This window comes from Streptomyces sp. NPDC058653 (genome assembly GCF_042716895.1).
In the GTDB taxonomy this organism is placed as follows: Bacteria; Actinomycetota; Actinomycetes; order Streptomycetales; family Streptomycetaceae; genus Streptomyces.
On sequence record NZ_JBHXRM010000007.1, the window covers coordinates 49,466 to 74,583 of the forward strand.

Below are 25,118 nucleotides of genomic sequence, written 5' to 3' on the forward strand. Positions count from 1 at the left end.
GGTTCCGATACACATCGCGCGCCGCCCCCGCTCCTGTTCTCCCGGCCCCACCCCCGTTACCGCCTACCAGCAGGTAGGTGCGACCATCGGAAAGTTCCGCCGGACCCCAGGGGCGCGGCGGTGCGGCAAGTGAAGCCAGGGAAAGCAGAGGAACACGGTCATGGCAACGGCGCCAAGCGTCTCGTACTCGATGACGGTCCGGCTGGAGGTACCCGCGAGCGGTACCGCGGTCTCCCAGCTGACCACGGCCGTGGAATCCTCCGGCGGCTCGGTGACCGGTCTGGACGTCACCGCGTCCGGCCACGAGAAGCTGCGGATCGACGTCACGATCGCCGCCAGCTCCACCAGCCACGCCGACGAGATCGTCGAGCAGCTGCGCGGCATCGAGGGCGTCACCCTCGGCAAGGTCTCCGACCGTACGTTCCTGATGCACCTCGGCGGCAAGATCGAGATGCAGTCCAAGCACCCCATCCGCAACCGTGACGATCTCTCCATGATCTACACCCCGGGTGTGGCACGGGTCTGCATGGCGATCGCCCAGAACCCCGAGGACGCCCGCCGGCTCACCATCAAGCGCAACTCCGTGGCGGTCGTCACCGACGGCTCCGCGGTGCTGGGCCTCGGCAACATCGGCCCGAAGGCCGCGCTGCCCGTCATGGAGGGCAAGGCCGCGCTCTTCAAGCGCTTCGCCGGCATCGACGCCTGGCCGCTCTGCCTGGACACCCAGGACACCGACGAGATCGTCGCCATCGTCAAGGCGATCGCGCCGGGCTTCGCCGGTATCAACCTTGAGGACATCTCCGCCCCCCGCTGCTTCGAGATCGAGGCACGGCTGCGCGAGGCCCTGGACATCCCGGTCTTCCACGACGACCAGCACGGCACGGCCATCGTGGTGCTCGCCGCGCTGACCAACGCGCTGCGCGTGGTCGGCAAGGGAATCGGTGACGTACGGGTCGTCATGTCGGGCGCCGGTGCCGCCGGTACAGCGATTCTGAAACTTCTTATCGCGGCCGGTGTCAAGCACACCGTCGTCGCCGACATCCACGGCGTGGTGCACGCGGGCCGCGCCGACCTGGTCTCCGCCGCCGCCGAGTCGCCCCTGCGCTGGATCGCCGACAACACCAACCCGGAGGGCGTCACGGGCACCCTCAAGGAGGCCGTCGTCGACGCCGACGTCTTCATCGGCGTGTCCGCCCCGAACGTCCTGAGCGGCGAGGACGTCGCGGCCATGGCCGACGGCGCGATCGTCTTCGCGCTGGCCAACCCGGACCCCGAGATCGACCCGGCAATCGCCCGCGAGACAGCGGCAGTTGTGGCCACCGGCCGCTCGGACTTCCCCAACCAGATCAACAACGTCCTGGTCTTCCCCGGTGTCTTCCGAGGCCTTCTCGACGCGCAGTCACGCACCGTCAACACGGACATGATGCTGGCCGCCGCGAGCGCCCTCGCGGACGTCGTCACGGGTGACGAACTCAACCCGAACTACATCGTTCCCTCGGTCTTCAACGACAAGGTCGCGGGCGCCGTCGCGGGTGCCGTACGCACTGCCGCCAAGGCCGCCGGGGTGGTTGTGACAGGCGCCACGTCCGTCTGACGCCCGGCGCGTCGCGATTCGCGGCACCGTGAACCCACCTCTAGGGTGACGGACCATGAGCCCGCTGCTCCAAGGGGGTTTCAGGGCCCGGATTGGCTTTCCCGCCGCTGGTGGGGGCAGGATGCTTTCTCAAGGACTATGTCCAGGGGATACCCCACTGGGGCGCGAAGACCTGAAGGACAGACCCGCTCAACGGGAATGTCAGAGGGTCCTGGCAGCATCGGCTTCGATCTCACGCCTCACACGCAAGAAGAACACGGGAGTAACAACATGAACCGCAGTGAGCTGGTGGCCGCCCTGGCCGACCGCGCCGAGGTGACTCGCAAGGATGCCGACGCCGTGCTGGCCGCCCTCGCCGAGACGGTCGGCGAGATCGTCGCCAAGGGCGACGAGAAGGTCACCATCCCCGGCTTCCTGACCTTCGAGCGCACCCACCGGGCCGCTCGCACCGCTCGTAACCCGCAGACCGGCGACCCGATCCAGATCCCGGCCGGTTACAGCGTGAAGGTCTCCGCGGGCTCCAAGCTCAAGGAAGCCGCCAAGGGCAAGTAACCCTCAGGCAGAGCACAAGGGCGGTCACCCCCTCGGGGTGACCGCCCTTGGCGTTGGGTACGGCGCGTCAGACGACGGAGCCGCCCGGGAGTTCGACCTTCGCGCCCAGCTCGACGAGCTTCTCCATGAAGTTCTCGTAGCCGCGGTTGATCAGGTCGATGCCGTGCACCCGCGAGGTGCCCTGCGCCGCCAGCGCCGCGATCAGGTACGAGAAGCCGCCCCGCAGATCGGGGATGACCAGATCGGCGCCCTGGAGCTTCGTGGGGCCCGACACGACCGCGGAGTGCAGGAAGTTGCGCTGGCCGAAGCGGCAGTCCGAGCCGCCCAGGCACTCCCGGTACAGCTGGATGTGCGCGCCCATCTGGTTCAGCGCGGAGGTGAAGCCGAGCCGCGACTCGTACACCGTCTCGTGGACGATGGACAGGCCCGCGGCCTGCGTCAGCGCCACCACCAGCGGCTGCTGCCAGTCCGTCTGGAAACCCGGGTGGACGTCGGTCTCCAGGGCGATCGCGTTGAGCGGACCGCCCGGGTGCCAGAAGCGGATGCCCTTGTCGTCGATCTCGAAGGCCCCGCCGACCTTGCGGAAGGTGTTCAGGAAGGTCATCATCGACCGCTGCTGGGCGCCGCGCACGTAGATGTTGCCCTCGGTCGCCAGCGCGGCGGACGCCCAGGACGCGGCCTCCAGCCGGTCCGGCAGGGCGCGGTGGTTGTAGCCGCCGAGCGTGTCGACACCGGTGATCCGGATGGTCCGGTCGGTGTCCATCGAGATGATGGCGCCCATCTTCTGGAGCACACAGATCAGGTCCTCGATCTCCGGCTCCACCGCGGCGTTCGACAACTCGGTGACGCCCTCGGCCAGAACGGCCGTCAGCAGCACCTGCTCCGTCGAGCCGACCGAGGGGTACGGCAGCCGGATCTTCGTGCCGCGCAGCCGCTGCGGGGCCTCCAGATACTGCCCGTCCGCGCGCTTCTCGATCGTCGCGCCGAACTGGCGCAGCACCTCGAAGTGGAAGTCGATGGGCCGGCCGCCGATGTCGCAGCCGCCGAGGCCCGGGATGAAGGCGTGCCCGAGGCGGTGCAGCAGCGGGCCGCAGAAGAGGATCGGGATACGCGACGAGCCCGCGTGGGCGTCGATGTCGGCGACGTTGGCGCTCTCGACGTGCGACGGGTCGAGGATCAGCTCGCCGGGCTCCTCACCGGGGCGCACCGTCACGCCGTGCAGCTGGAGCAGTCCCCTGACGACCCGTACGTCACGGATGTCGGGCACGTTGCGCAGTCTGCTCGGCCCGCTGCCGAGAAGGGCGGCGACCATGGCCTTCGGCACCAGGTTCTTCGCGCCTCGGACGCGGATCTCACCCTCCAGCGGGGTTCCGCCGTGGACAAGCATTACATCGTCTGTGCCGGTCATGAATCTCGCGTTCCGGTGTCGTCGGACGGGGGGCCAAAGCAAAAGAGTAAGGGGCTCGCACCCCCGTCCCGTAAGGCATCGGGCGTCCTGGACACGTGGAGTGCACGGCCGAACACTTTCCGTCCGCCGTCCCTAGCCCAGAGTCACCCTTCTCCCCGGGCCCACTCCGGTCACCGGCCCGGCGGGTCCTTGCGCTCCCCGTGCCGCCGTGCGCCTGAGCTGCGATCACGCACACTCTGTCGCGCGGGCCCCGTGGAAGGCGAATGTGCGGGATCATGTCTGGCATGACCGAGGTGTCCTCGCTCACAGGGCGGCTGCTCGTCGCGACTCCGGCCCTGGCGGATCCGAATTTCGACCGCGCGGTGGTGCTCCTGCTCGACCACGACGAGGAGGGGTCGCTCGGCGTGGTCCTCAACCGGCCCACCCCCGTGGACGTCGGGGACATCCTGGAGTCCTGGGGCGGGCTGGCCGGCGACCCCGGTGTCGTCTTCCAGGGCGGACCGGTCTCCCTCGACTCGGCGCTCGGCCTCGCGGTCATCCCCGGCGACGAAGGCCCGCTGGGCTGGCGCCGGGTGCACGGCGCGATCGGCCTGGTCGATCTGGAGACCCCGCCCGAGCTGCTCGCGCGGGCGCTGGGCTCGCTGCGGATCTTCGCCGGTTACGCGGGCTGGGGGCCCGGCCAGCTGGAGGAGGAGCTGGGCGAAGGCGCCTGGTACGTGGTCGAGTCGGAGCCCGGCGACGTGTCGTCGCCGCGCCCGGAGAGCCTGTGGCGCGCGGTGCTGCGCAGACAGCGCAGCGAACTGGCCATGGTGGCCACCTACCCGGACGACCCCTCGCTCAACTGACGGACGGCCCGCGCCCATCCGCGCCGCCTCGCCAGGACCCGTCGGATTCCGGACAGCCCGAGCCGGTCAACGGCCCGGACCCCGAGGGCGTTGTCCGGATCCGGACGCGGACGCGGGAGCCGGCCGCCGAGGGGCGGACCGTCCCCGTCTCCTCCTCTCCGCCGAGGGGCTCAAACTCCTTAACGCCGCCCTCCACTTGGTGGAACCTGTCGGCCTTCGTGGTCCGGCCCGTCGGAGTCGGCGCGCCCTCTGCGGCTCGGTGATCAGCGGCGATTACGGCCACTTCGGCGCCGGGCCCGAGTCCGACGCGGTCGGCCACGGCTTCGCCGGTACCTCCGTCGCACCGCTGCTCGCGGTGGGCCCGCCCACCGTCTTCGCCACCTTCCCGGCGGCCCGGACGGCGAGGGGCGAGCGCAGGAACGCCTCGCTCGGCGGCCCGGGCGCGCTCCGCGCCACCGTCGGGCGCGCCGTCCACCCGACGCTGCTCTGTCTGATTTCCGCCGGTGACACGGTGCTGCCGCGCAGCACCGTCGCGCTCCTCGGCAGCCCCGTCCCGCCGTTCTTCGTCGTCTCGGACAGCCTGGCGAAGCTGCCGGGTGTCGGCGCGGCCGTCTGTTGGAGGGCTCCCGGCACCGCGTCGGCGCGATGCGTGAGCGGCCGGCTGCGGAGTGCTCGGACCCGGAGCCTTCAGGATGGCGCGGGCGTGGGTACCCTTGACGGTTATGAGCACTCTTGAGCCCGAGCGCGGGGCAGGTACGGGCACCCTCGTGGAGCCGACACCCAAGGTGTCGCACGGCGACGGCGACCACGAGCGCTTCGCCCACTACGTCCAGAAGGACAAGATCATGGCGAGTGCCCTCGACGGCACTCCGGTGGTCGCACTGTGCGGAAAGGTCTGGGTGCCGGGGCGCGACCCCAAGAAGTACCCGGTCTGTCCGATGTGCAAGGAGATCTACGAGTCCATGGGCCCTGGCGGGGACAAGGACAAGGGCGGCAAGGACAAGAGCGGCAAGGGCAAGAGCTAGAACACGCTCCGGGGCCCGTCTTCGGTCGAAGGCACGCCCCGGCCCTCTCGTTCTTCGTCAAGCGCCGGACGGCTCCGGGGCGCGCACTTGCGCGCCCCGGAGCCGTTCGCGTCGGCGGGCCCGCAAACGGGTAGGTCTGGCGGATGTGCGGACGGGCGGGGCACGGACCGGCGGGGCGCGGGCATGTGCCGGCGCACGCCCGCGTGTGCCTGATCACCGAATGGTTGAGACCACTTGTCCGTTCGTCAGGGCCGGGCCTAGTGTCCACGTGCACGCTCCAACGACCCATTGACTCCGGCATATGCCAGCCGAACGAGGACTGAGGACTGACGTGATGGACCTGATCCCGGCGCCTGTCAATGTCGAGGGCCCACAGAGCGGTGGCTTCGTCCCCGACTCGGCCACCACCCTCTGGGCGGCGCCCGGGACCGAGACCACCGAGCGCTGGCTGCGCGCCACCCTCGGGGCGGCGCTGGGGCTGCCGCTGGCCCCCGGCCCCGCGGGCGGCAGCAACGCGGTCTCGCTGCGCATCGACGAGTCGATGGCCCCGGAGGCGTACCGGCTGGACATCACCGCTGAGTGGGGCGCCGAGATACACGGGGGCAGCGCGGCCGGAGTCTTCTGGGGCGCCCAGACGCTCCGTCAGCTCCTCGGCCCCAAGGCCTTCCGCCGCGCGCCGCTGTCCCCCGGCGTACGGCAGGAGATCCCCCGTCAGGTCATCGAGGACGAGCCGCGCTTCGGCTGGCGCGGCGTCATGCTCGACGTGTCGCGCCACTTCATGCCCAAGGACGGCGTCCTGCGCTTCCTGGACCTGATGGCCGCGCACAAGCTCAACGTCTTCCACTTCCATCTCACCGACGACCAGGGCTGGCGCGTCCAGATCAAGCGGCACCCGAAGCTGACCGAGGTCGGCGCGTGGCGGTCGCGGACCAAGTACGGTCACCGGTTCTCGGACCTGTGGGACGAGAAGCCGCACGGCGGTTTCTACACCCAGGACGACATCCGCGAGATCGTCGCGTACGCCGCCGAGCGGCACATCTCCGTCGTCCCCGAGATCGACATCCCCGGGCACTCGCAGGCCGCCATCGCCGCCTACCCGGAGCTCGGCAACACCGATGTCGTCGACACCTCGGCGCTGGAGGTCTGGGACACCTGGGGCGTCAACCCCAACGTGCTGGCCCCCGGCGACCACACCCTGCGCTTCTTCGAAGGCGTCTTCGAGGAGTTGCTGGACCTCTTCCCCGCCGCCACCTCGCCGTTCATCCACATCGGCGGCGACGAGTGCCCCAAGGACCAGTGGAAGCGCTCACCCGCCGCCCAGGAGCGGATCCGGGAGCTGGGCCTGGCCGACGAGGACGAGCTCCAGTCCTGGTTCATCCGGCACTTCGACGGCTGGCTCTCCGCGCGCGGGCGGCGTCTCATCGGCTGGGACGAGATCCTGGAGGGCGGGCTGGCGCCCGGCGCCGCCGTCTCCTCCTGGCGGGGTTACGCGGGCGGCATCGCGGCGGCCAAGGCCGGCCACGACGTCGTCATGTGCCCCGAGCAGCAGGTGTATCTGGACCACCGTCAGGCGGCGGGCGGCGACGAGCCGATGCCCATCGGATACGTCCGCACCCTCCAGGACGTCTACCGGTTCGAGCCCGTACCGCCGGAGCTCACCGGCGACGACGCGGCCCATGTCCTCGGCACCCAGGCCAATGTGTGGACCGAGGTGATGCAGGACCGCTCCCGCGTCGACTACCAGCTCTTCCCCCGGCTCTGCGCCTTCGCCGAGGTCGCCTGGTCGGCGCTGCCCGCGTCCGAGGACCGGGACTTCGCGGATTTCGAACGGCGAATGACCGCGCACTACAAGCGCCTTGACGCCCTCGGGGTCGATTACCGGCCGCCGGGCGGCCCGTTGCCCTGGCAGAAGCGTCCCGGACCCGACGGGGACTCCGCCGTTCTCGGTCGTCCGATCGAGGGAGCGCCCCCGAACGTGTGACCCCTTCCGGCACCCTCTCCATGCGAATAAGTCGCCCATGGAGTGGTGAATGCTGGCATTCCGCATGTGTCGGCGAAGAGGTGCGAAAACGGATCTTCCCCTCGTTCAGGGGCGGATGCGCGCTTCATGGACCCCCGGACCGGTAGGCCCGGAAGATGTGCCAGAGTTGCCTAGTCCGGCCTGTGAGCACGTACGGTACGGCCAACACAGACGGACGGCCGGGACACCGGGAAGGGGCAGCTGGGTTGACCACGCACGCACCGCAGACGGCGCAGTCCGTGACGCTGCCGGCCTCGCTCGACGAGGCCGTGGCGGCGCTGAGCGCCATGCCTGCCGCCGTGCCCGTCGCGGGTGGAACCGATCTGATGGCCGCTGTCAACAAGGGCCTTCTCAGGCCGGCCGGCCTGGTCGGCCTCGGCCGGATCAGCGAACTGCGCGGCTGGCACTACCAGGACGGACACGCCCTGCTGGGCACCGGACTCACCCACGCGCGGATGGGCCGGCCCGACTTCGCCGCGCTCATCCCCGCGCTGGCCGCGTCCTCGCGCGCCGCCGGGCCGCCCCAGATCCGTAACGCGGGCACGCTCGGCGGGAACATCGCCACGGCGGCGCCCACCGGCGACTCACTGCCCGTGCTCGCGGCCCTGGAGGCGGACCTCGTCGTCGCGGGCCCCGGCGGCACGCGCCGCGAGATCCCCGTCACGCATCTGCTGGCGGGCCGCGAGATGCTGGCGCCCGCCGAACTCATCGGTTTCGTACGGGTCCCGCTGCTGCACGCCCCCCAGGTCTACCTCAAGGCGACCGGCCGCACCGGCCCCGGCCGGGCCACCGCGTCCGTCGCCGTCGTGCTCGACCCGGCGCGCCGAGGCGTGCGCTGCGCGGTCGGCGCCATCGCGCCGATGCCGCTGCGCCCGCTGGAGGCCGAGCGCTGGATCGCCTCGCTGATCGACTGGGACGCGGACCGCGGGCTGGCGCCCGAGGCGCTGACGGCCTTCGGGGAGTACGTGGCCGCGGCCTGCATCCCCGACCCGGCACCGGCGGCGGACGGGAGCGAGCCGCCCGCCCTGCCGCCCGCCGTGCTGCACCTGAGGCGTACCGTCGCCACTCTGGCTCGACGAGCACTGGGGAGGGCGCTGCCGTGACCACCGACGAGAACGAGAACTCCGGGACTCCGGAGGGGCGTCGACAGGACCCCTCGCACGGGCACCCCGGCGGGCGCGGCTCCTGGCAGCCGATCCCGCAGGGCGGCGAGTACGACGCCGAGGCGACCGCCTTCGTCCAACTGCCGCCCGAGGACCGGGCGGCCGCGCCGCTGGCGGCGCGCGGGCACGGCTACGTGCCACCGGCGATCGACCAGCGGGGGCATGACGGCGGCGTCGCGCCCGTAGGGCCGTCCGCGGCCGGGCAGTGGGCACCGGGGACACCGCAGGCACAGCCCGATCCGTACGGCTACGGGGCCGGGCAGGGACATCAGGCGGCGTACGGCGCGGACCGGGCCGCGGGGCCCGGCGCGCCGCACGAGCCGGGGGCGACCGGGCAGTGGTCCTTCGCCGACCCGGACGAGGCCGCCGGTCCGCGTACCGACCCGGGCCCGCCCGCCCCGGCGGGAGCCACCGGCCAGTGGGTGATCCCGGTCATCGGGGAGGAGCTTCCCGACGAATCGGGCGAGTTCACCACCTCGATGCCCACCACCTCGCAGTGGTCGGGCGGCGCGCCGCCCGCCACCCTTCCGGGTGGCGCGCGCGCTCCCTGGGCGCCGGAACCGGAACCGGTCGCGGAGCCCGTCGCGGAACAGCCGCCCGAGGCCGCCGTGGACGTACCGGCAGCGGCGCCGCCCGCCCACGGGACGGACGGCGACCCCGACCCGGCCGCACCGGCCGAAGGCACCGTCGCGGACGCCGGGGGGGAAGCGGAAGCGGAACTCGCCCCCGCGGCCGGCCCCGAGGACGAGCCCGCCGCCCCGGAGCCCGAGCCGGCCCCCGAGCCCGCCCCCCTCACCAGCAGCAACGACAGCGCCGAACACCCCGCCAACTCCTACGTCCTGCGCGTCAACGGCGGCGACCGCCCCGTCACCGACGCCTGGATCGGCGAGTCGCTGCTCTACGTGCTGCGCGAGCGCCTCGGCCTCGCCGGCGCCAAGGACGGCTGCTCGCAGGGCGAGTGCGGAGCCTGCAACGTCCAGGTCGACGGCCGGCTCGTCGCCTCCTGCCTCGTCCCGGCGGCCACGGCCGCCGGCTCCGAGGTCCGTACGGTCGAGGGTCTGGCCTCTGACGGCGAACCGTCCGACGTCCAGCGCGCGCTGGCCAACTGCGGCGCCGTGCAGTGCGGCTTCTGCATCCCCGGCATGGCGATGACCGTCCACGACCTCCTCGAAGGCAACCACGACCCCAGCGAGCTGGAGACCCGCCAGGCGCTGTGCGGCAACCTCTGCCGCTGCTCCGGATACCGGGGCGTGCTCGACGCCGTCGGCGAGGTCGTCGCCGAACGCGCGGCGAGCGCCGAGGCCGCCGCCGACGAGGCCCGCATTCCGCACCAGGCACCGCCGGGCGCCGGCGGCGCCCACCCCGCACCTCTCGACCCGCACGACGGAGGCATGGCGTGAGCAACGACGCGGCCACCGAGACCCAGGCACTCGACGGCCCCCGGCAGGAGCCGCCCGCGCTGGGTCTCGGCGCCTCACTCCCACCGGCCGACGCCCGCGCCAAGACCGAGGGCACGTTCCCGTACGCCGCCGACCTCTGGGCCGAAGGCCTGCTCTGGGCGGCGCTCCTGCGCTCGCCGCACCCGCACGCGCGCATCCTGTCGATCGACACGGCCGCCGCCGCCGAGATGCCCGGTGTACGGGCCGTGGTGACCCATCTCGACGTCCTCGGCGACCCCTCCTACGGACGGCTCGTCGCCGACCGTCCCGTCTTCGCCTCCGACGTCGTACGCCACCACGGCGAGGCCATCGCCGCCGTCGCGGCCGACCACCCCGACACCGCCCGACTCGCCGCCGCCGCCATCGCCGTCGAGTACGAGGTCCTCGACCCGGTCACCGATCCGGAGAAGGCCTTCGAGGCCGAGCCGCTGCACCCCGACGGCAATCTCATCCGCCACATCCCGCTGCGCTACGGCGACCCCGACCTCATGGGCGAGGTGGTCGTCGAGGGCCTCTACCGCATCGGCCGCCAGGACCCCGCCCCCATCGGCGCGGAGGCCGGGCTCGCCGTACCGCGTCCCGACGGCGGCGTGGAGATCTACACCGGCTCCACCGACCCGCACACCGACCGCGACCTGGCCGCCGCCTGCTTCGGCCTCGAACCCGACCAGGTGAAGGTCGTCGTCACCGGTGTCCCCGGCGCCACCGGCGACCGCGAGGACCCCGGCTTCCAGATCCCGCTCGGCCTCCTCGCGCTCCAGACCGGCTGCCCGGTGAAACTGGCCGCCACCCGCGAGGAGTCCTTCCTCGGCCACGCCCACCGGCACCCGACGCTGCTGCGCTACCGCCACCACGCCGACGGCGAGGGCAGACTCGTCAAGGTCGAGGCGCAGATCCTGCTCGACGCGGGCGCGTACGCGGACGCCTCGTCCGAGTCCCTCGCGGCGGCCGTCGCCTTCGCCTGCGGGCCCTACATCGTCCCGCACGCCTTCATCGAGGGCTGGGCCGTACGCACCAACAACCCGCCCTCCGGCCATGTCAGGGGCGAGGGCGCGATGCAGGTCTGCGCCGCGTACGAGGGCCAGATGGACAAACTGGCGGCCAAGCTCGGCATCGACCCGGCCGAACTGCGCCTGCGCAACGCGCTGGCGACCGGCGACATCCTGCCCACCGGGCAGACCGTGACCTGCCCGGCGCCCGTCGCCGAACTGCTGCGCGCCGTCCGCGACTTCCCCCTCCCCGCGCTCCCCAAGGACATCCCCGAGTCGTCCTGGCTGCTGCCGGGCGGCCCCGAGGGTGCGGGCGAGCCCGGCGCCGTACGCCGCGGTGTCGGCTACGCGCTCGGCATGGTCCACATGCTCGGTGCCGAGGGCGCCGACGAGGTCTCCACCGCCACGGTCAAGGTCCACGACGGCGTCGCCACGGTCATCTGCGCGGCCGTCGAGACCGGCCAGGGCTTCTCCACCCTCGCCCGCCAGATCGTCCAGGAGACGCTCGGCATCGAAGAGGTGCACGTCGCCTCCGTCGACACCGACCAGCCCCCGGCGGGCCCCGCCACGCACGGCCGCCACACCTGGGTCTCCGGCGGCGCGGTCGAGCGGGCGGCGAAGATGGTCCGTACACAGCTCCTCCAGCCGCTGGCGCACCAGTTCGGCATGTCGACGGAGCTGCTCCAGATCACCGACGGCAAGATCACCTCCTACGACGGGGTGCTGTCGACCACCGTCACCGAGGCGATGGACGGCAAGGAGCTGTGGGCCACCGCCCAGTGCCGCCCGCACCCCACCGAGCCGCTGGACGAGAGCGGTCAGGGCGACGCGTTCGTCGGGCTCGCGTTCTGCGCGATCCGCGCGGTCGTGGACGTCGACATCGAACTCGGCTCGATCCGTGTGGTGGAGATGGCCGTCGCGCAGGACGTCGGCCGGGTCCTCAACCCGGCGCAGCTCGCAACCCGTATCGAGGCGGGCGTCACCCAGGGCATCGGCACGGCCCTCACCGAGAACCTCCGTACGACCCGCGGACTGGTACGCCGTCCCGACCTCACCGGCTACGCGCTGCCGACGTCCCTGGACGCGGCGGAGATCCGCATCGTCAAACTGGTCGAGGAGCGCGACGTGGTGGCCCCCTTCGGGGCGAAGCCCGCGAGCGCGGTGCCGGTCGTGACGTCCCCGGCGGCGGTCGCGGCGGCGGTACGGGCGGCGACGGGGCGGCCGGTCAACAGGCTGCCGATCAGACCGCAGTCGGCGGTGGTGACGGCGGGCGGGTGAGCCGCGCCCGCCGGGCCCGCCGCGCCTGTCGCGAGAAGGCCGGCGGGGACGGGAAGGACGTCGTAAGAGGCCGTGGCGGGAATCGAACCCACGTAACTCGATTTGCAGTCGAGCCCCTGAACCACTCGGGCACACGGCCGTGCGTACCGGTGGTTCGACCGTAGGCGCGGCGGCGCGCGGCCCTCAAGAGCGCGGCGGACCCCGCAACGCGACTGCCATACGCCGTTCATCGACGGGCTCCGGGCGCGGCCGGGGAGTACGACCAAGGGACGAGGCCCGCCGGGACCAGCGACAGGGCCCATCCCGTTCGACGCCCCTTACCCTGTGCCCATGACCGCCCTGGAACCCAACGACGCCGAGATCGCCGCCGAAGCCGCGCCGGGACCCGGCCCCCTCGACACCGGCCGGGACGGCATCCTCGGCAGGACCCACCGGGCGCTCAGCGTCGGCATCGTCTGCGTCGTCCTGCTGATCGCCTTCGAGGCGACGGCGGTCGGTACGGCGATGCCGGTCGCCGCGCGCGAGCTGCGGGGCGTCTCGCTGTACGCCTTCGCCTTCTCCGCGTACTTCACCACCAGCCTCTTCGCGATGGTGCTCTCCGGGCAGTGGGCGGACCGCAGCGGCCCGCTCAGGCCGCTCGTCACCGGGATCAGCGCCTTCGCGGCCGGACTGCTGCTCTCCGGCACCGCCGGCGCGATGTGGCTGTTCATCGTCGGCCGGGCGGTCCAGGGGCTCGGCGGCGGGCTGGTGATCGTCGCGCTGTACGTGGTGGTCAGCCGCGCCTACCCGGAGCGGCTGCGGCCCGCGATCATGGCCGCGTTCGCGGCGAGCTGGGTGGTGCCCTCGGTCGTCGGCCCGCTCGCGTCCGGGACGGTCACCGAACACCTCGGCTGGCGCTGGGTGTTCGTCGGCATCCCGGTGCTGGTGGTGCTGCCCCTGGCCACCGCGCTGCCCGCGATACGCAAGATGGCGAGCGGGCCCGCCGACCCCTCGGAGCCCGTACCGGCCTTCGACCGGCCCCGGATCCGGCTGGCGCTGGCGATCTCGCTGGGCGCGGGGCTGCTCCAGTACGCGGGCCAGGACCTCACCTGGTGGTCGCTGCTGCCCGGCGCGGCCGGCGCCGCCCTGATCGTGCCCGCCGTCCTCGGCCTGCTGCCGCCCGGCACCTACCGCGCCGCGCACGGCATGCCCTCGGTCGTCCTGCTGCGTGGCATCGCGGCGGGCTCCTTCGTCGCGGCGGAGAGCTTCGTCCCGCTGATGCTCGTCACCCAGCGGGGCCTGTCCCCGACGCTGGCGGGCCTCTCCCTGGCCGTCGGCGGGGCGACCTGGGCACTCGGCTCGTACATCCAGTCCCGCCCCCGCATGGAGCCGCACCGCGAACGGCTGCTCATGGGCGGCATGGTCCTGGTCGCCACGGCCATCGCCGCCGCGCCGAGCGTCCTGATCGAATCGGTCCCGGTCTGGATCGTGGGCGTCGCCTGGGCGGTCGGCTGCCTCGGCATGGGCGCGGTGATCGCGTCCACGAGCGTGCTGCTGCTGAAGCTCTCGCCCCCCGAGGAGGCGGGCACCAACTCGGCCGCGCTCCAGATCTCCGACGGCCTCTCGAACGTCCTGCTGCTGTCGGCGGGCGGCGCGGCGTTCGCGGCCCTGGGAGGCGGCGCGGTGGGCACCCACACCCTCTCCCCGACGGCCGCCTCCCACCCGACGGCCTTCGCGGCGGTCTTCCTCCCGATGGCGTCGGTGGCACTGGCGGGTGTCTGGGTGGCGGCGCGGGTCCGGGCGCGATGAGTGGTACCGCTCCGGCTCGTACGGTGCTGCCGGCACCTCCGGTGTGACCCGGGTCGCACCTGCCGCGCCCCGGCTCTTTCGTACGAGGATCACGCCGGGCCGCCGGTAGGGTGGCCCGGTTGTCGTATCCGAGACCGTTGTCGGTCGTCCAGCCCGTAGGGGGTGTTCCGCCGGGCTCGCCGGGTCCGGTCGGCACGACACCTCCTGTCCCCGAGCGTCCGCGAAGCGGAGACCGTGACTACTACCGCCTCCCACCACCTCTCACCCGCCTTCCCCGGGCGTGCCCCCTGGGGTACCGCCAACAAGCTGCGTGCCTGGCAGGAGAAGGCGCTGGAGCGCTATCTCCAGGAGCAGCCGCGCGACTTCCTCGCCGTCGCGACACCCGGCGCCGGGAAGACCACCTTCGCGCTGACCCTGGCGTCCTGGCTGCTGCACCACCACGTCGTGCAGCAGATCACCGTCGTCGCGCCGACCGAGCATCTGAAGAAGCAGTGGGCGGACGCGGCGGCGCGGATAGGGATCAGGCTCGACCCGGAGTACAGCGCGGGACCGCTGAGCAAGGAGTACCAGGGCGTCGCCGTGACGTACGCGGGCGTCGGCGTACGCCCCATGCTCCACCGCAACCGCTGCGAGCAGCGCAAGACGCTCGTCATCCTCGACGAGATCCACCACGCCGGTGACTCCAAGTCCTGGGGCGAGGCGTGTCTTGAGGCCTTCGAACCGGCCGCCAGGCGCCTCGCGCTGACCGGCACGCCGTTCAGGTCGGACACGAACCCGATCCCCTTCGTCGCGTACGAGGAGGGCGACGACGGCATCCGCCGCTCCTCCGCCGACTACACCTACGGCTACGGCAACGCGCTCGGCGACGGCGTCGTGCGCCCCGTCATCTTCCTCAGCTACAGCGGCAACATGCGCTGGCGCACCAAGGCCGGTGACGAGGTCGAGGCCAGGCTCGGCGAGCCGATGACCAAGGACGCGATCTCGCAGGCGTGGCGCACCGCGCTCGACCCGCGCGGCGACTGGATGCCCAACGTGCTGCGCGCCGCCGACCAGCGGCTGACCGAGGTGCGGAAGTCCATCCCGGACGCCGGCGGTCTGGTCATCGCCACCGACCAGGACCAGGCCCGCGCGTACGCCAAGCTCATCCGTGAGATCACGGGGGCGAAGGCGACCGTCGTACTCTCCGACGAGGCCGCCGCCTCGCAGCGTATCGACGACTTCAGCGCGAGCGACGAGCGCTGGATGGTCGCCGTCCGCATGGTGTCGGAGGGCGTCGACGTGCCGCGCCTCGCCGTCGGCGTGTACGCGACCACCATCTCCACGCCCCTGTTCTTCGCCCAGGCCGTCGGCCGTTTCGTCCGCTCCCGGCGGCGCGGCGAGACCGCGTCCGTCTTCCTGCCCACCATCCCCGGCCTCCTCGGCTTCGCCAACGAGATGGAGCTGGAGCGGGACCACGTCCTCGACAAGCCCAAGAAGGAGGGTGAGGAGGACCCGTACGCCGAGTCCGAGAAGGAGATGGCGGAGGCCGAGCGCGAACTCGACGAGGACACCGGCGAGCAGGACATGCTGCCCTTCGAGGCGCTGGAGTCCGACGCGGTCTTCGACCGGGTGCTCTACGACGGCGCCGAGTTCGGCATGCAGGCCCACCCCGGCAGCGAGGAGGAGCAGGACTACCTCGGTATCCCCGGCCTCCTCGAACCCGACCAGGTGCAGATGCTGCTCCAGAAGCGCCAGGCCCGGCAGATAGCGCACAGCCGCAAGAAGCCCGACGCCGAGGCGGATCTGCTGGAGCTGCCGGCCGACCGGCGCCCCGTCGTCTCCCACAAGGAACTGCTGGAGCTGCGCAAGCAGCTCAACACGATGGTCGGCGCGTACGTCCACCAGAGCGGCAAACCGCACGGAGTCATCCACACCGAGCTGCGCCGCGTCTGCGGCGGGCCTCCCAGCGCGGAGGCCACCGGAGGCCAACTCCGCGAGCGGATCAAGAAAGTCCAGGAGTGGGCGACCCGGATGCGCTGAGCGCGAAGGGTAATTTCCAGCCTCTTCCGACGCCCTCCGCGGTGTCCGAAGAGGCTTTTCTACGCGCGTCCATTCCTGGGAAATCATGCGAATGGTCAGAGCGATTCCCTTTTCTACGCGTGTTCCGACGCGAAGGGGGAGCAACTGCCCTTCCATGACCGGATTCTGGACGAGGTCTTCCGCTGAGCGGTACGGATCGCTAATGTCCCGTCATTACATACGCGCCGTGGCAATGTCGCCGCGGAGCGCAGCCGGTGCGCCATGGCCTGCCGGCGGCCTCTCTTTTCGTGTGTCGCCGATGGGACCGGTGCCGCGGGCTCTTCGAGAGTGCCGTCGTCACTCACTCCGAAACTCCGAAGGAGAGGGCGTCGTGACCGCGGAGACCTCCCAGACGCTCGACCGGGGACTGCGCGTCCTCAAACTGCTCGCCGACACCGACCACGGGCTGACCGTCACCGAGTTGTCCAACAAACTCGGGGTCAACCGCACCGTCGTCTACAGACTTCTCGCCACCCTGGAACAGCACGCGCTGGTCCGCCGCGATCTGGGCGGACGCGCCAGAGTGGGTCTCGGGGTGCTGCGCCTGGGCCGCCAGGTGCACCCGCTCGTACGCGAGGCGGCGCTGCCCGCCCTGCGCGCGCTCGCCGAGGACATCGGCGCCACCGCGCACCTCACCCTCGTCGACGGCGCCGAGGCGCTGGCCGTCGCCGTCGTCGAACCGACCTGGACGGACTACCACGTCGCCTACCGCGCCGGCTTCCGCCACCCGCTGGACCGGGGCGCCGCCGGCAAGGCCATCCTGGCCGCCCGGCAGGGCTCGTACACCGAGGCGCGGTGCACGCTCACCCACGGTGAGCTGGAGGCGGGCGCGAGCGGCGCCGCCGCCGCGCTCGTCGGGGTCACCGGGATCGAGGGCAGCGTGGGTGTGGTGATGCTCGCCGACTCCGTGCCGGAGCGGGTCGGCCCGAGAGTGGTCGACGCGGCGCGCGAGGTGGCCGACGCGCTGCGCTGAGACGGGCGGAGCCCGCCCCGGGGCGGGCTCTGGACCGGGCCCATGGCCCGGCCGATAGATTGACGCCGTGCTCTCTCGTCTCGCCGGTCTCTCGCGCCCCCGCTCCCTCGCCCTCTCGGCGGTCCCCGTCGTCGCGCTGCTCGCCGTCGTCGGGGTCGCCCCGCTGCCGTACGCGGTGGCCCAGCCGGGTCTGACCGCGAACGTTCTCGGCGACTACCGGGGCGAGCCCGTCATCTCGATCAAGGGCACGCAGACCCGTGAGCCGGAGGGCCAGCTGCGGATGACGACCATCCTGGCGACCGGACCCTCCGCCGACGTCGACTTCGGCGACGTGCTCGACGGCTGGCTCCGGTCCGACCGCGCCGTGCTGCCGCGCAACTCCGTCTACCCGGCCGGCCAGTCCGACAAGGAGATCGAGAGGCACAACACCGAGGAGATGGTGAAGTCGCAGAACGTCGCCGTCGACGCGGCCCTCGCCCAGCTCGGCCGGAAGCCGGACTCCGTCGACGTCACCCTCCACCTCGCCGATGTCGGCGGCCCCAGCGCGGGCCTCCTCTTCGCGCTCGGCATCGTGGACATGCTCGACGGCGACGGCTCGGGCGGCGACCTCACCGGCGGCCGCGCGATCGCCGGCACCGGCACGATCAGCGCCGACGGGAAAGTGGGAGCGGTGGGCGGTGTCTCCCTCAAGACCCAGGCGGCGGGCCGCGACGGCGCGACGGTCTTCCTGGTCCCGGAGGCGGAATGCGCCGACGCCCGGTCCGAACTCCCGGCCGGCATGCGGCTGATCCCGGTCAGGACGCTGAAGGACGCGGTGTCGTCCCTGCGGGCGCTGGCACAGGACCGCAAGGTCCCGAACTGCTGACGTCCTCGGCCTCCGCCGGGCCCGGGGCGTCCAGGCCGCGCCAGGCCGGGAGCAGGGCCGGGCTCAGCGTGGCCAGGAGGTAGACCCCGCCCATCAGCAGCAGGGCGGCCGACAGGCCCGTGGTCTCGACCAGGAGGCCGGCCGTCAGGGCGCCCAGCGGCATCGTCAGCTCGCAGCCCGCGGTCATCGCGCCCGCGACCCGGCTGCGGAGCCCGTCCGGGACGCGTTCGTACGTCACCGTCGTCAGGATCGGGTTGATCATCCCGCCCGCCAGCCCCGCACCGGCCATGACCACCGCGAGTGCCGTCGTCGAGTCGGTCAGACCGGCCACCGCGAAGCGCGGCGCGCCCGCGCGCCCGGCGCTGCCGGTGGTCTGGAGGACGAACCAGGGGATGCCGATCAGGCTCAGGGTCCGGCCCATGGCGGATATGGCGTTGGCGGTCAGGACGGCGGTGAGGGGCCGGCGGCGCCTCGCCGCGGCGTTCATACGGGGCGGACGCGGGCCCGCGTCGGGTGCTCGACCAGGCGCAGGCCCAGCTCGACCAGGAGCCAGCCCAGCCGGGGGCGGAGGCGCCGGGCGTGGGGGCGGGGGTGGTGGGCGGTCGCCTCGGCCCGGAGCGCGGTCGCGCGTATGGAGTGGAGCTGGAGGTGTACATCGGAAAATGGCATGACAAATCGACCCTTCACGCGTCGGGAGTGGTGGGAGGGGCGGAGTCGGATCAGTCGGTCGGCGGGTTGAGCCTCTTCTGGGGGAAGGCGTGCAGATGGAGCCGGATCTGGGCGACGTCCTCGTCCGGCCCGGCCGGCTCGCGTTCCTGGTAGCCGTTGATCAGGTCGTGGATCCGGCCCTCCAGTTCGACCAGCGTCTCGGGGGTCAGCCGCAGCGTGAAGTCGCTGAGGTCGGCCTTCGCCGCCCAGACGTCCGGCCAGTCGTGCATGGTGCCCAGCCAGGTGCTCAGCTCCTGGCCGTGGATGGAGGCGACCTCGTGCATGAAGGTGTTCAGCGCCCCGCGTACCTCGGGGTTGGGGTCGCGGTGGAGCGCGTCGTCGATCATGACGCCCTTGTCCGCCGCCTTCCACCAGCGTTCCCGGCCCTTTCCGCGCCCGGGGTCGTCGGCGACGAATCCATGGTCGGCGAGCTGCCGCAGGTGGTAGCTGGTGGCGCCGCTCGACTCGCCCAGCCGTTCGGCGAGCTGGGACGCGGTCGCCGGGCCGTGGTGGCGCAGGGCGATCAGCAGCCGCATCCGCAGGGGGTGGGCGAGGCCCCGCAGTGAGCGCGGGTCGAGCGTGCGGACGTCCTGTACGGACACCTCGGGGGCGCTGGACACCTCGGGCTCGCCGGGGGCATCGGAGTTCTCGGGCATGGGCTCAGCGTAGACATGCAAAGAAGTAGTTGCAAGGGTTTCTTTGCAACTACTTCTTTGCATGTCCGGCAGGCCGCGCGACCTCCGGATCAGCCCTCCTTGATGAAGCCCTCCTCGATCAGCCAGTCCTTCGCCACCTCGTGCGGATCCTGGCCGTCCACGTCCACCTTCGCGTTCAGCTCCTGCGCGATCCTGGTGTTCAGCCGCTCGCTCAGCGGATCGAGCAGCCCGGCGATCTCCGGGTACTTCTCGTACGTCGCACGGTGGATCACCGGCGCCGCGTTGTAGTTCGGGAAGAAGTGCCTGTCGTCGGCGACCGTGTCCAGATTCATCGCCTTGATCCGGCCGTCCGTCGTGAACACTTCTCCCACCAGGCAGGAGTTGGACTTGGACGCCTGGGTGTAGATGATCCCGGCGTCCATCTTCTTCACGCCCGCGGCCGGGATCTTCATCCCGTACGCCTTCACCATGCCGGGCAGTCCGTCGTCCCGCGCCGCGAACTCGTTCTCCACGCAGATGGTGACCGCCCCCGGCTGCTTCTTCGACAGCTCGGCGACGTCCGACATCGTCTTCAGCTTGTACTTCGCGTTGTTCTTCTTGCTGATCCCCAACGAGTAGGTGTTGTTGAGCGTGGACGGCGCCAGCCAGCTGACGTCGTGCGAGCGGTCCGCGTCCCGTACGGCTGTCCACTGGCCGCGCGAGTCGACGATCGGCTTCTCGTTGCCGAGGTAGGTGATCCAGGCCGTGCCCGTGTACTCGTACATCGCGTCCGCGTCGCCCTTGACGATCGCCTCGCGCGCGCTGATCGAGCCCGGCAGATTCGTCCGGTCCAGGACCTCCGCGCCCGCCGCCTTGAAGATCAGGCCGATCATCTGGCCGAGGATGATGTTCTCGCTGAAGTTCTTCGACGTCACCGTCAGCGAGGCGCCCTTGAGGGGTTCGCCCTGGCCGACCGAGCCCGGGGAGACGTCGTCCACCATCGGGGAGCCGCTCTTGAGACCGCACCCGCCGAGCGTCGTGGCGCTCAGCAGCAGCGCCACCGCGCCCGTCACGAGGGTGCGGGGAAGGGGTCGTACGTGTCGCATCAGCGCTCCTCCAGTCCGCGCGGGGTGAGGACCACTTCGACCAGCGAGGCCAGCCAGTCGATCAGCAGCGCCAGCGTCACCGTGAGCACCGAGCCCAGGATCAGGACCGGCATGCGCTGCGTCTGGATGCCCGAGGTGATCAGGTCGCCGAGCCCGCCGCCACCGCCGAAGGTGGCCAGTGTCGCCGTGCCCACGTTGAGCACCAGCGCCGTCCGTACGCCCGCCAGGATCAGCGGTACGGCCAGCGGGAGTTCGACCTTGGTCAGTGTCGCGAGCGGTGACATCCCGATGCCGCGCGACGCCTCCACCAGCTGTGGATCGATGGCCTTGAGGCCCGCCACGGTGTTGGCGAGCACCGGCAGCACCGCGTAGACGACCATGCCGATGATCGCCGTCGACGGGCCGATGCCCAGCCAGATCACCAGCAGCGCCAGCAGCCCGAGTGCCGGGGTCGCCTGGCCGATGTTGGCCAGCGCGGTCACCGCCGGCGCGGCCTTGGACAGCCCGCGCCGGGTCAGCGCGATGCCCAGCGGGATCGCGATGACCAGCACCCAGAAGGTGGAGACCGCGGTCAGTTCGACGTGCTGGCGCAGCCGCAGCTGGACGTTTCCGTTGGCGATCGAGTTCCGGGCGATCGAGTCGAGCGGGACGTTCGTGATCCAGGCGAAGGTCGCCAGCAGGACGACGGCGACCACGGCGGGCACGGTGAGCAGTCTGCCCCGCGTTATTCGGCTCTTGGGGGCCGCGGGCGCCGGGGCCGGTTCCGACTCCTCGTCCCGGAAGGCGTGCCCCTTGACGTCGTACTCGCCCGGCGGGCGTTGTTTGCGCACCTGAGAGGTCATGCGCCCGCACCGCCCTCCAGCTCCTGGGCGCCGCGCCGGCGGCGCTGCTCCGCCAGCTCGTGCTGGTGCTCGAAGGCGGTGAGCCGGTCCGCCTCCAGCATCTCCTGGACGGAGGTCATCAGCGTCTCCATGTCGACGACACCGATGTACTCGCCGCGCCTGCCGGTCACCGCGACCCGGCCGCCGCTCTCGGTGAGGACCGCCTCCAGCGCGTCGTGCAGGGTCGCGTCCCTGGTCACGGTGTGGTGCACCAGCTGGCCGGCGTTGGCGAGCGACCCCTTGGCGCGGGACAGGTCGCCGCGGCGCAGCCACTTGTACGGGCGGTTCTTCCGGTCCAGCATCAGCAGCTCGTTGTGCGGGCCGCTGCTCAGTTTGTTGAAGATCGACTGGAGCGGGTCCTCGACCGTCACCGCCGGGAAGTCGGCGATCTCCACCTCCCGTACGCGCGTGAGGTTCAGCCGCTTCAGCGCCGCCCCCGCGCCCACGAAGCCGGACACGAAGTCGTCGGCCGGGTTGGTGAGGATCGCCTCGGGGGTGTCGAACTGCGCTATGTGCGAGCGCTCCCGCAGGATCGCGATCCGGTCGCCGAGCTTGATCGCCTCGTCGAAGTCGTGCGTGACGAACACGATCGTCTTGTGCAACTCGTGCTGGAGACGGATCAGTTCGTCCTGGAGATGGTCGCGTGTGATCGGGTCGACGGCGCCGAACGGCTCGTCCATCAGCAGCACCGGCGGGTCGGCGGCGAGGGCCCGCGCCACGCCCACACGCTGCTGCTGGCCGCCGGAGAGCTGGCGCGGATAACGGCCGTGGAACTCGCGCGGATCGAGCCCGACCAGGTCGAGCATCTCCTCGACGCGGTCCTTCACCCTCGACTTCGACCAGCCGACCATCTTCGGTACGAGCGCGATGTTCTCGCCGACCGTCATGTGCGGGAAGAGCCCGGACGACTGGATCGCGTAACCGATCTGCCGGCGCAGCTTCACCGGGTCCATGTCGGTGACGTCCTCGTCGCCGATCCTGATCCGCCCGGACGAGGGCTCGATCAGCCGGTTGATCATCTTGAGGGTCGTCGACTTCCCGCAGCCGGACGGGCCGACGAGGATGACGGTCTCACCGGCCTTGATCTCCATCGACACGTTCTCGACGGCCGGGTTGGGACTGCCCGGGTAGCGCTTGGTGAGGCCGTCGAGCTGGATGGTGGCACCGCTCGTGGGGGCGGCGGCGCCGTTGGTGGCGTTCGTGGGCACGACGACGGCCGTGGTGCCGCCGCCCGTCGCGTCCCCGGCGGCGGACGACGCGTCGTCCCTGGCTCCGGCCGGTGTCGGGCCGGTGGTCTCGTCAGCGGTCTCAGACACGGATCCCCCTCGGGATGGTGAGTCGGCCGAGCAGGACATACGCGGCGTCGAAGAGCAGGGCGAGAACGACGATGCCGATCGTTCCGGCGAGTACCTGGTTGATCGCGTTGGCGCTGCCCAGCGAGGCGATACCGCGGAAGATCTCGTTGCCGAGGCCGGGCCCCGAGGCGTACGCGGCGATGGCGGCGATGCCCATCAGCATCTGGGTGGAGACCCGGATACCGGTGAGGATCGGCGGCCAGGCGAGCGGCAGCTCGACCTTGAGCAGCCGGGCGGTACGCGACATACCGATGCCCTTGGCGGCGTCGACCAGGTCCGGGTCCACGCCGCGCAGTCCGACGACGGCGTTCCGGACGATGGGCAGCAGCCCGTACAGGGTCAGGACGATCACCGTGGGAGCGACGCCGAGACCGACCAGCGGGATGAGCAGACCGATGGCCGCCAGCGAGGGGATCGTCAGGACGGCGGCGGTGGAGAGGACCGCGAGATTGCCGCCCCAGGGGCTGCGATAGGTCAGTACGCCGATGACGACACCGAGGACGGTGGCGATCACCATGCACTGGAAGACGGCGCTGGCGTGCTGGAACGAGTCGGTGAGCAACTGCTGGTGGCGGTTGGCCAGATAGTCCCAGAAGTCCACGGCGCTCCTCTCTGGTGGGTCGGAGTCGGTCAGTCGGCCACCCGGTCGGGTGGCCGGTCTCCGTCGGTGTCCTGGGCGGCCTGTTCCACCAGGGGGATGATCCGCAGCGGAACGGGGTTCTCCATGACGATCGCCGTGGAGGCCCGCTGGATACCGGCAAAACCGACAACCCGGTCGATCACCCGTTGGAGATCGGCGTTCGAACGAGCGACGAGTCGGCAGAGCATATCCCCGGTTCCGGTGGTGGTATGCAGTTCGAGGACCTCTGGAACGCCGCTCAAATGGGCCCTCACATCCGATCCCTGACCTTGTTTGATCTCCAGGGTTGCGAACGCCGTTACTGGGTAGCCGAGAGCGGCGGGATCGACGTCCGGACCGAAGCCGCGGATCACTCCGTTGGCCTGAAGTCGGTCCAGCCGCGCCTGTACGGTCCCGCGCGCGACCCCCAGCCGGCGCGACGCCTCCAGCACCCCGATGCGCGGTTCCCGTGCCAGCAGGGCGATGAGCCTGCCGTCGAGCCCGTCGATGGCCATGGCGCCTCCTGAGGCGATTCGTGGGTGGTCATCCTGTGCAGATGGTCCGGTCATCCTCGCCCCCGGCTGTACAGACTGCCCAGCGAATGCGCGAACTGTTGCGCACCTTGCGGAACGGCGAGACGCTGCCGTCATGGCAGATACCTCGGTGAACCTCGACACAGCCCCGTCCACCGCGCGCGACGCCGACCCCTTCCCGGTCAGGGGAATGGACGCCGTCGTCTTCGCCGTCGGCAACGCCAAGCAGGCGGCCCACTACTACTCGACGGCCTTCGGCATGAAGCTGGTCGCCTACTCGGGCCCCGAGAACGGGAGCCGCGAGACCGCGAGCTACGTGCTCACGAACGGCTCGGCCCGCTTCGTCCTCACCTCCGTCGTCAAGGCGTCCACCGAGTGGGGGCGCTTCCTCGTCGACCACGTCGCCGAGCACGGCGACGGTGTGGTCGACCTCGCCATCGAGGTGCCGGACGCGCGCGCCGCGTACGCCTACGCCACCGCGAACGGCGCGACCGGCCTCCAGGAGCCGTACGAGCTCAAGGACGAGAACGGCACCGTCGTACTCGCGGCCATCGCCACCTACGGCAGCACCCGTCACACCCTGGTCGAGCGGACCGGGTACGACGGCCCGTACCTGCCGGGCTTCGCCCCGGCCACCCCGATCGTCGCGGCCCCCGAGAAGCGGACCTTCCAGGCCGTCGACCACTGCGTGGGCAACGTCGAACTCGGCCGGATGAACGAGTGGGTGGCCTTCTACAACAAGGTCATGGGCTTCACGAACATGAAGGAGTTCGTGGGCGACGACATCGCCACCGAGTACTCCGCCCTCATGTCGAAGGTGGTGGCCGACGGCACCCTGAAGGTGAAGTTCCCGATCAACGAGCCGGCGGTCGCGAAGAAGAAGTCGCAGATCGACGAGTACCTGGAGTTCTACGGCGGCGCGGGTGTCCAGCACATCGCGCTCGCGACGAACGACATCGTCGGCTCCGTACGCACGATGCGCGCGGCCGGTGTCCAGTTCCTCGACACCCCCGACTCGTACTACGACACCCTCGGCGAGTGGGCCGGCGAGACCCGGGTGCCCGTGGAGACCCTGCGCGAGCTGAAGATCCTCGTGGACCGCGACGAGGACGGCTATCTGCTCCAGATCTTCACCAAGCCGGTCCAGGACCGGCCGACGGTCTTCTTCGAGATGATCGAGCGCCACGGCTCGATGGGCTTCGGCAAGGGCAACTTCAAGGCCCTGTTCGAGGCGATCGAGCGGGAGCAGGAGAGGCGCGGCAACCTCTGACGCCTCGTCCGGGC

At 71.3% G+C, this 25,118-nt stretch carries 23 protein-coding genes and 1 tRNA gene; 14 read left to right on the top strand and 10 right to left on the bottom strand.

Annotated elements, in window-relative coordinates; translation table 11 throughout:
• The first annotated feature begins 160 nt into the window (after window positions 1-160).
• Window positions 161-1,594, top strand: a complete 1,434-nt coding sequence (locus ACFWU9_RS08475; RefSeq protein WP_384315665.1) for an NAD-dependent malic enzyme — start codon at window positions 161-163, stop codon at window positions 1,592-1,594.
• Window positions 1,595-1,864: 270 nt separating this feature from the next.
• The gene (locus ACFWU9_RS08480; protein WP_003954777.1) at window positions 1,865-2,146 is read left to right on the top strand and encodes an HU family DNA-binding protein; all 282 of its coding nucleotides are present in this window, start codon (window positions 1,865-1,867) and stop codon (window positions 2,144-2,146) included.
• A gap of 67 nt (window positions 2,147-2,213) precedes the next feature.
• Here ACFWU9_RS08480 and murA read toward each other — a convergent pair whose 3' ends face one another.
• Window positions 2,214-3,554, bottom strand: coding sequence for a UDP-N-acetylglucosamine 1-carboxyvinyltransferase (gene murA, locus ACFWU9_RS08485; protein ID WP_384315667.1), 1,341 nt, complete (start codon window positions 3,552-3,554; stop codon window positions 2,214-2,216).
• 284 nt (window positions 3,555-3,838) lie between these two features.
• Here murA and ACFWU9_RS08490 point away from each other — a divergent pair, with 284 nt between their 5' ends.
• The 7 genes from ACFWU9_RS08490 to ACFWU9_RS08520 all read left to right on the top strand — a co-directional run bounded on the left by ACFWU9_RS08490 (window position 3,839) and on the right by ACFWU9_RS08520 (window position 12,313).
• Window positions 3,839-4,399, top strand: coding sequence for a YqgE/AlgH family protein (locus ACFWU9_RS08490; RefSeq protein WP_384315669.1), 561 nt, complete (start codon window positions 3,839-3,841; stop codon window positions 4,397-4,399).
• A gap of 259 nt (window positions 4,400-4,658) precedes the next feature.
• Window positions 4,659-5,135, top strand: coding sequence for a hypothetical protein (locus ACFWU9_RS08495; RefSeq protein WP_384315671.1), 477 nt, complete (start codon window positions 4,659-4,661; stop codon window positions 5,133-5,135).
• Window positions 5,122-5,424 carry a DUF3039 domain-containing protein gene (locus ACFWU9_RS08500; RefSeq protein WP_031231446.1) on the top strand — a complete coding sequence of 101 codons (303 nt, stop codon included), beginning with the start codon at window positions 5,122-5,124 and terminating at the stop codon, window positions 5,422-5,424. The genes ACFWU9_RS08495 and ACFWU9_RS08500 overlap by 14 nt, the downstream gene beginning before the upstream one ends.
• A 334-nt stretch (window positions 5,425-5,758) precedes the next feature.
• Complete coding sequence (locus ACFWU9_RS08505) at window positions 5,759-7,405, top strand: beta-N-acetylhexosaminidase (protein ID WP_384315673.1); 1,647 nt, start codon at window positions 5,759-5,761, stop codon at window positions 7,403-7,405.
• A gap of 245 nt (window positions 7,406-7,650) precedes the next feature.
• Complete coding sequence (locus tag ACFWU9_RS08510) at window positions 7,651-8,547, top strand: FAD binding domain-containing protein (protein ID WP_384315675.1); 897 nt, start codon at window positions 7,651-7,653, stop codon at window positions 8,545-8,547.
• On the top strand, window positions 8,544-10,007 hold the full coding sequence (locus ACFWU9_RS08515; protein WP_384315677.1) for a 2Fe-2S iron-sulfur cluster-binding protein: 1,464 nt from the start codon (window positions 8,544-8,546) through the stop codon (window positions 10,005-10,007). Before ACFWU9_RS08510 ends, ACFWU9_RS08515 begins: the two co-directional genes overlap by 4 nt.
• The gene (locus tag ACFWU9_RS08520; protein WP_384315679.1) at window positions 10,004-12,313 is read left to right on the top strand and encodes a xanthine dehydrogenase family protein molybdopterin-binding subunit; all 2,310 of its coding nucleotides are present in this window, start codon (window positions 10,004-10,006) and stop codon (window positions 12,311-12,313) included. The genes ACFWU9_RS08515 and ACFWU9_RS08520 overlap by 4 nt, the downstream gene beginning before the upstream one ends.
• 67 nt (window positions 12,314-12,380) lie before the next feature.
• On the opposite strand, the gene ACFWU9_RS08525 is transcribed toward ACFWU9_RS08520, so the two are convergent.
• Window positions 12,381-12,452, bottom strand: a tRNA-Cys gene (locus ACFWU9_RS08525).
• 191 nt (window positions 12,453-12,643) lie between these two features.
• Between ACFWU9_RS08525 and ACFWU9_RS08530 the strand changes: the two genes are divergently transcribed.
• The 4 genes from ACFWU9_RS08530 (at window position 12,644) to ACFWU9_RS08545 (ending at window position 17,997) form a co-directional block, all read left to right on the top strand.
• Window positions 12,644-14,101, top strand: coding sequence for an MFS transporter (locus ACFWU9_RS08530; protein ID WP_384315681.1), 1,458 nt, complete (start codon window positions 12,644-12,646; stop codon window positions 14,099-14,101).
• Window positions 14,102-14,335: 234 nt separating this feature from the next.
• Window positions 14,336-16,120, top strand: a complete 1,785-nt coding sequence (locus ACFWU9_RS08535; RefSeq protein WP_384315683.1) for a DEAD/DEAH box helicase — start codon at window positions 14,336-14,338, stop codon at window positions 16,118-16,120.
• Between the two features lie 370 nt (window positions 16,121-16,490).
• The gene (locus ACFWU9_RS08540) at window positions 16,491-17,132 is read left to right on the top strand and encodes a helix-turn-helix domain-containing protein (protein WP_189106903.1); all 642 of its coding nucleotides are present in this window, start codon (window positions 16,491-16,493) and stop codon (window positions 17,130-17,132) included.
• A gap of 67 nt (window positions 17,133-17,199) precedes the next feature.
• Window positions 17,200-17,997 (top strand): S16 family serine protease, encoded by a 798-nt coding sequence (locus tag ACFWU9_RS08545; protein ID WP_384315685.1) that lies wholly within the window; start codon window positions 17,200-17,202, stop codon window positions 17,995-17,997.
• On the opposite strand, the gene ACFWU9_RS08550 is transcribed toward ACFWU9_RS08545, so the two are convergent.
• The 8 genes from ACFWU9_RS08550 to ACFWU9_RS08585 all read right to left on the bottom strand — a co-directional run bounded on the left by ACFWU9_RS08550 (window position 17,927) and on the right by ACFWU9_RS08585 (window position 23,816).
• The gene (locus ACFWU9_RS08550) at window positions 17,927-18,484 is read right to left on the bottom strand and encodes an MFS transporter (protein WP_384315687.1); all 558 of its coding nucleotides are present in this window, start codon (window positions 18,482-18,484) and stop codon (window positions 17,927-17,929) included. The two genes, ACFWU9_RS08545 and ACFWU9_RS08550, sit on opposite strands and share 71 nt — an antisense overlap.
• On the bottom strand, window positions 18,481-18,666 hold the full coding sequence (locus tag ACFWU9_RS08555; RefSeq protein ID WP_384315689.1) for a hypothetical protein: 186 nt from the start codon (window positions 18,664-18,666) through the stop codon (window positions 18,481-18,483). The genes ACFWU9_RS08550 and ACFWU9_RS08555 overlap by 4 nt, the downstream gene beginning before the upstream one ends.
• 50 nt (window positions 18,667-18,716) lie before the next feature.
• Window positions 18,717-19,361: a helix-turn-helix domain-containing protein gene (locus ACFWU9_RS08560; RefSeq protein ID WP_384315691.1), complete on the bottom strand. Its 645-nt coding sequence runs from the start codon at window positions 19,359-19,361 to the stop codon at window positions 18,717-18,719.
• An 89-nt stretch (window positions 19,362-19,450) separates the two neighbouring features.
• Window positions 19,451-20,341, bottom strand: a complete 891-nt coding sequence (locus tag ACFWU9_RS08565) for a glycine betaine ABC transporter substrate-binding protein (RefSeq protein ID WP_384315948.1) — start codon at window positions 20,339-20,341, stop codon at window positions 19,451-19,453.
• Window positions 20,342-20,445: 104 nt separating this feature from the next.
• On the bottom strand, window positions 20,446-21,288 hold the full coding sequence (locus tag ACFWU9_RS08570; RefSeq protein WP_384315693.1) for an ABC transporter permease: 843 nt from the start codon (window positions 21,286-21,288) through the stop codon (window positions 20,446-20,448).
• Window positions 21,285-22,535 carry an ABC transporter ATP-binding protein gene (locus ACFWU9_RS08575; RefSeq protein ID WP_384315950.1) on the bottom strand — a complete coding sequence of 417 codons (1,251 nt, stop codon included), beginning with the start codon at window positions 22,533-22,535 and terminating at the stop codon, window positions 21,285-21,287. Before ACFWU9_RS08575 ends, ACFWU9_RS08570 begins: the two co-directional genes overlap by 4 nt.
• A 100-nt stretch (window positions 22,536-22,635) precedes the next feature.
• A complete protein-coding gene (locus ACFWU9_RS08580) occupies window positions 22,636-23,283 on the bottom strand; it encodes an ABC transporter permease (RefSeq protein ID WP_384315695.1) in 648 nt (215 codons plus the stop codon).
• Between the two features lie 29 nt (window positions 23,284-23,312).
• A complete protein-coding gene (locus tag ACFWU9_RS08585) occupies window positions 23,313-23,816 on the bottom strand; it encodes an Lrp/AsnC family transcriptional regulator (protein WP_384315697.1) in 504 nt (167 codons plus the stop codon).
• A 133-nt stretch (window positions 23,817-23,949) separates the two neighbouring features.
• Between ACFWU9_RS08585 and hppD the strand changes: the two genes are divergently transcribed.
• Window positions 23,950-25,104 carry a 4-hydroxyphenylpyruvate dioxygenase gene (gene hppD / locus ACFWU9_RS08590; protein WP_384315699.1) on the top strand — a complete coding sequence of 385 codons (1,155 nt, stop codon included), beginning with the start codon at window positions 23,950-23,952 and terminating at the stop codon, window positions 25,102-25,104.
• Window positions 25,105-25,118 lie beyond the last annotated feature (14 nt).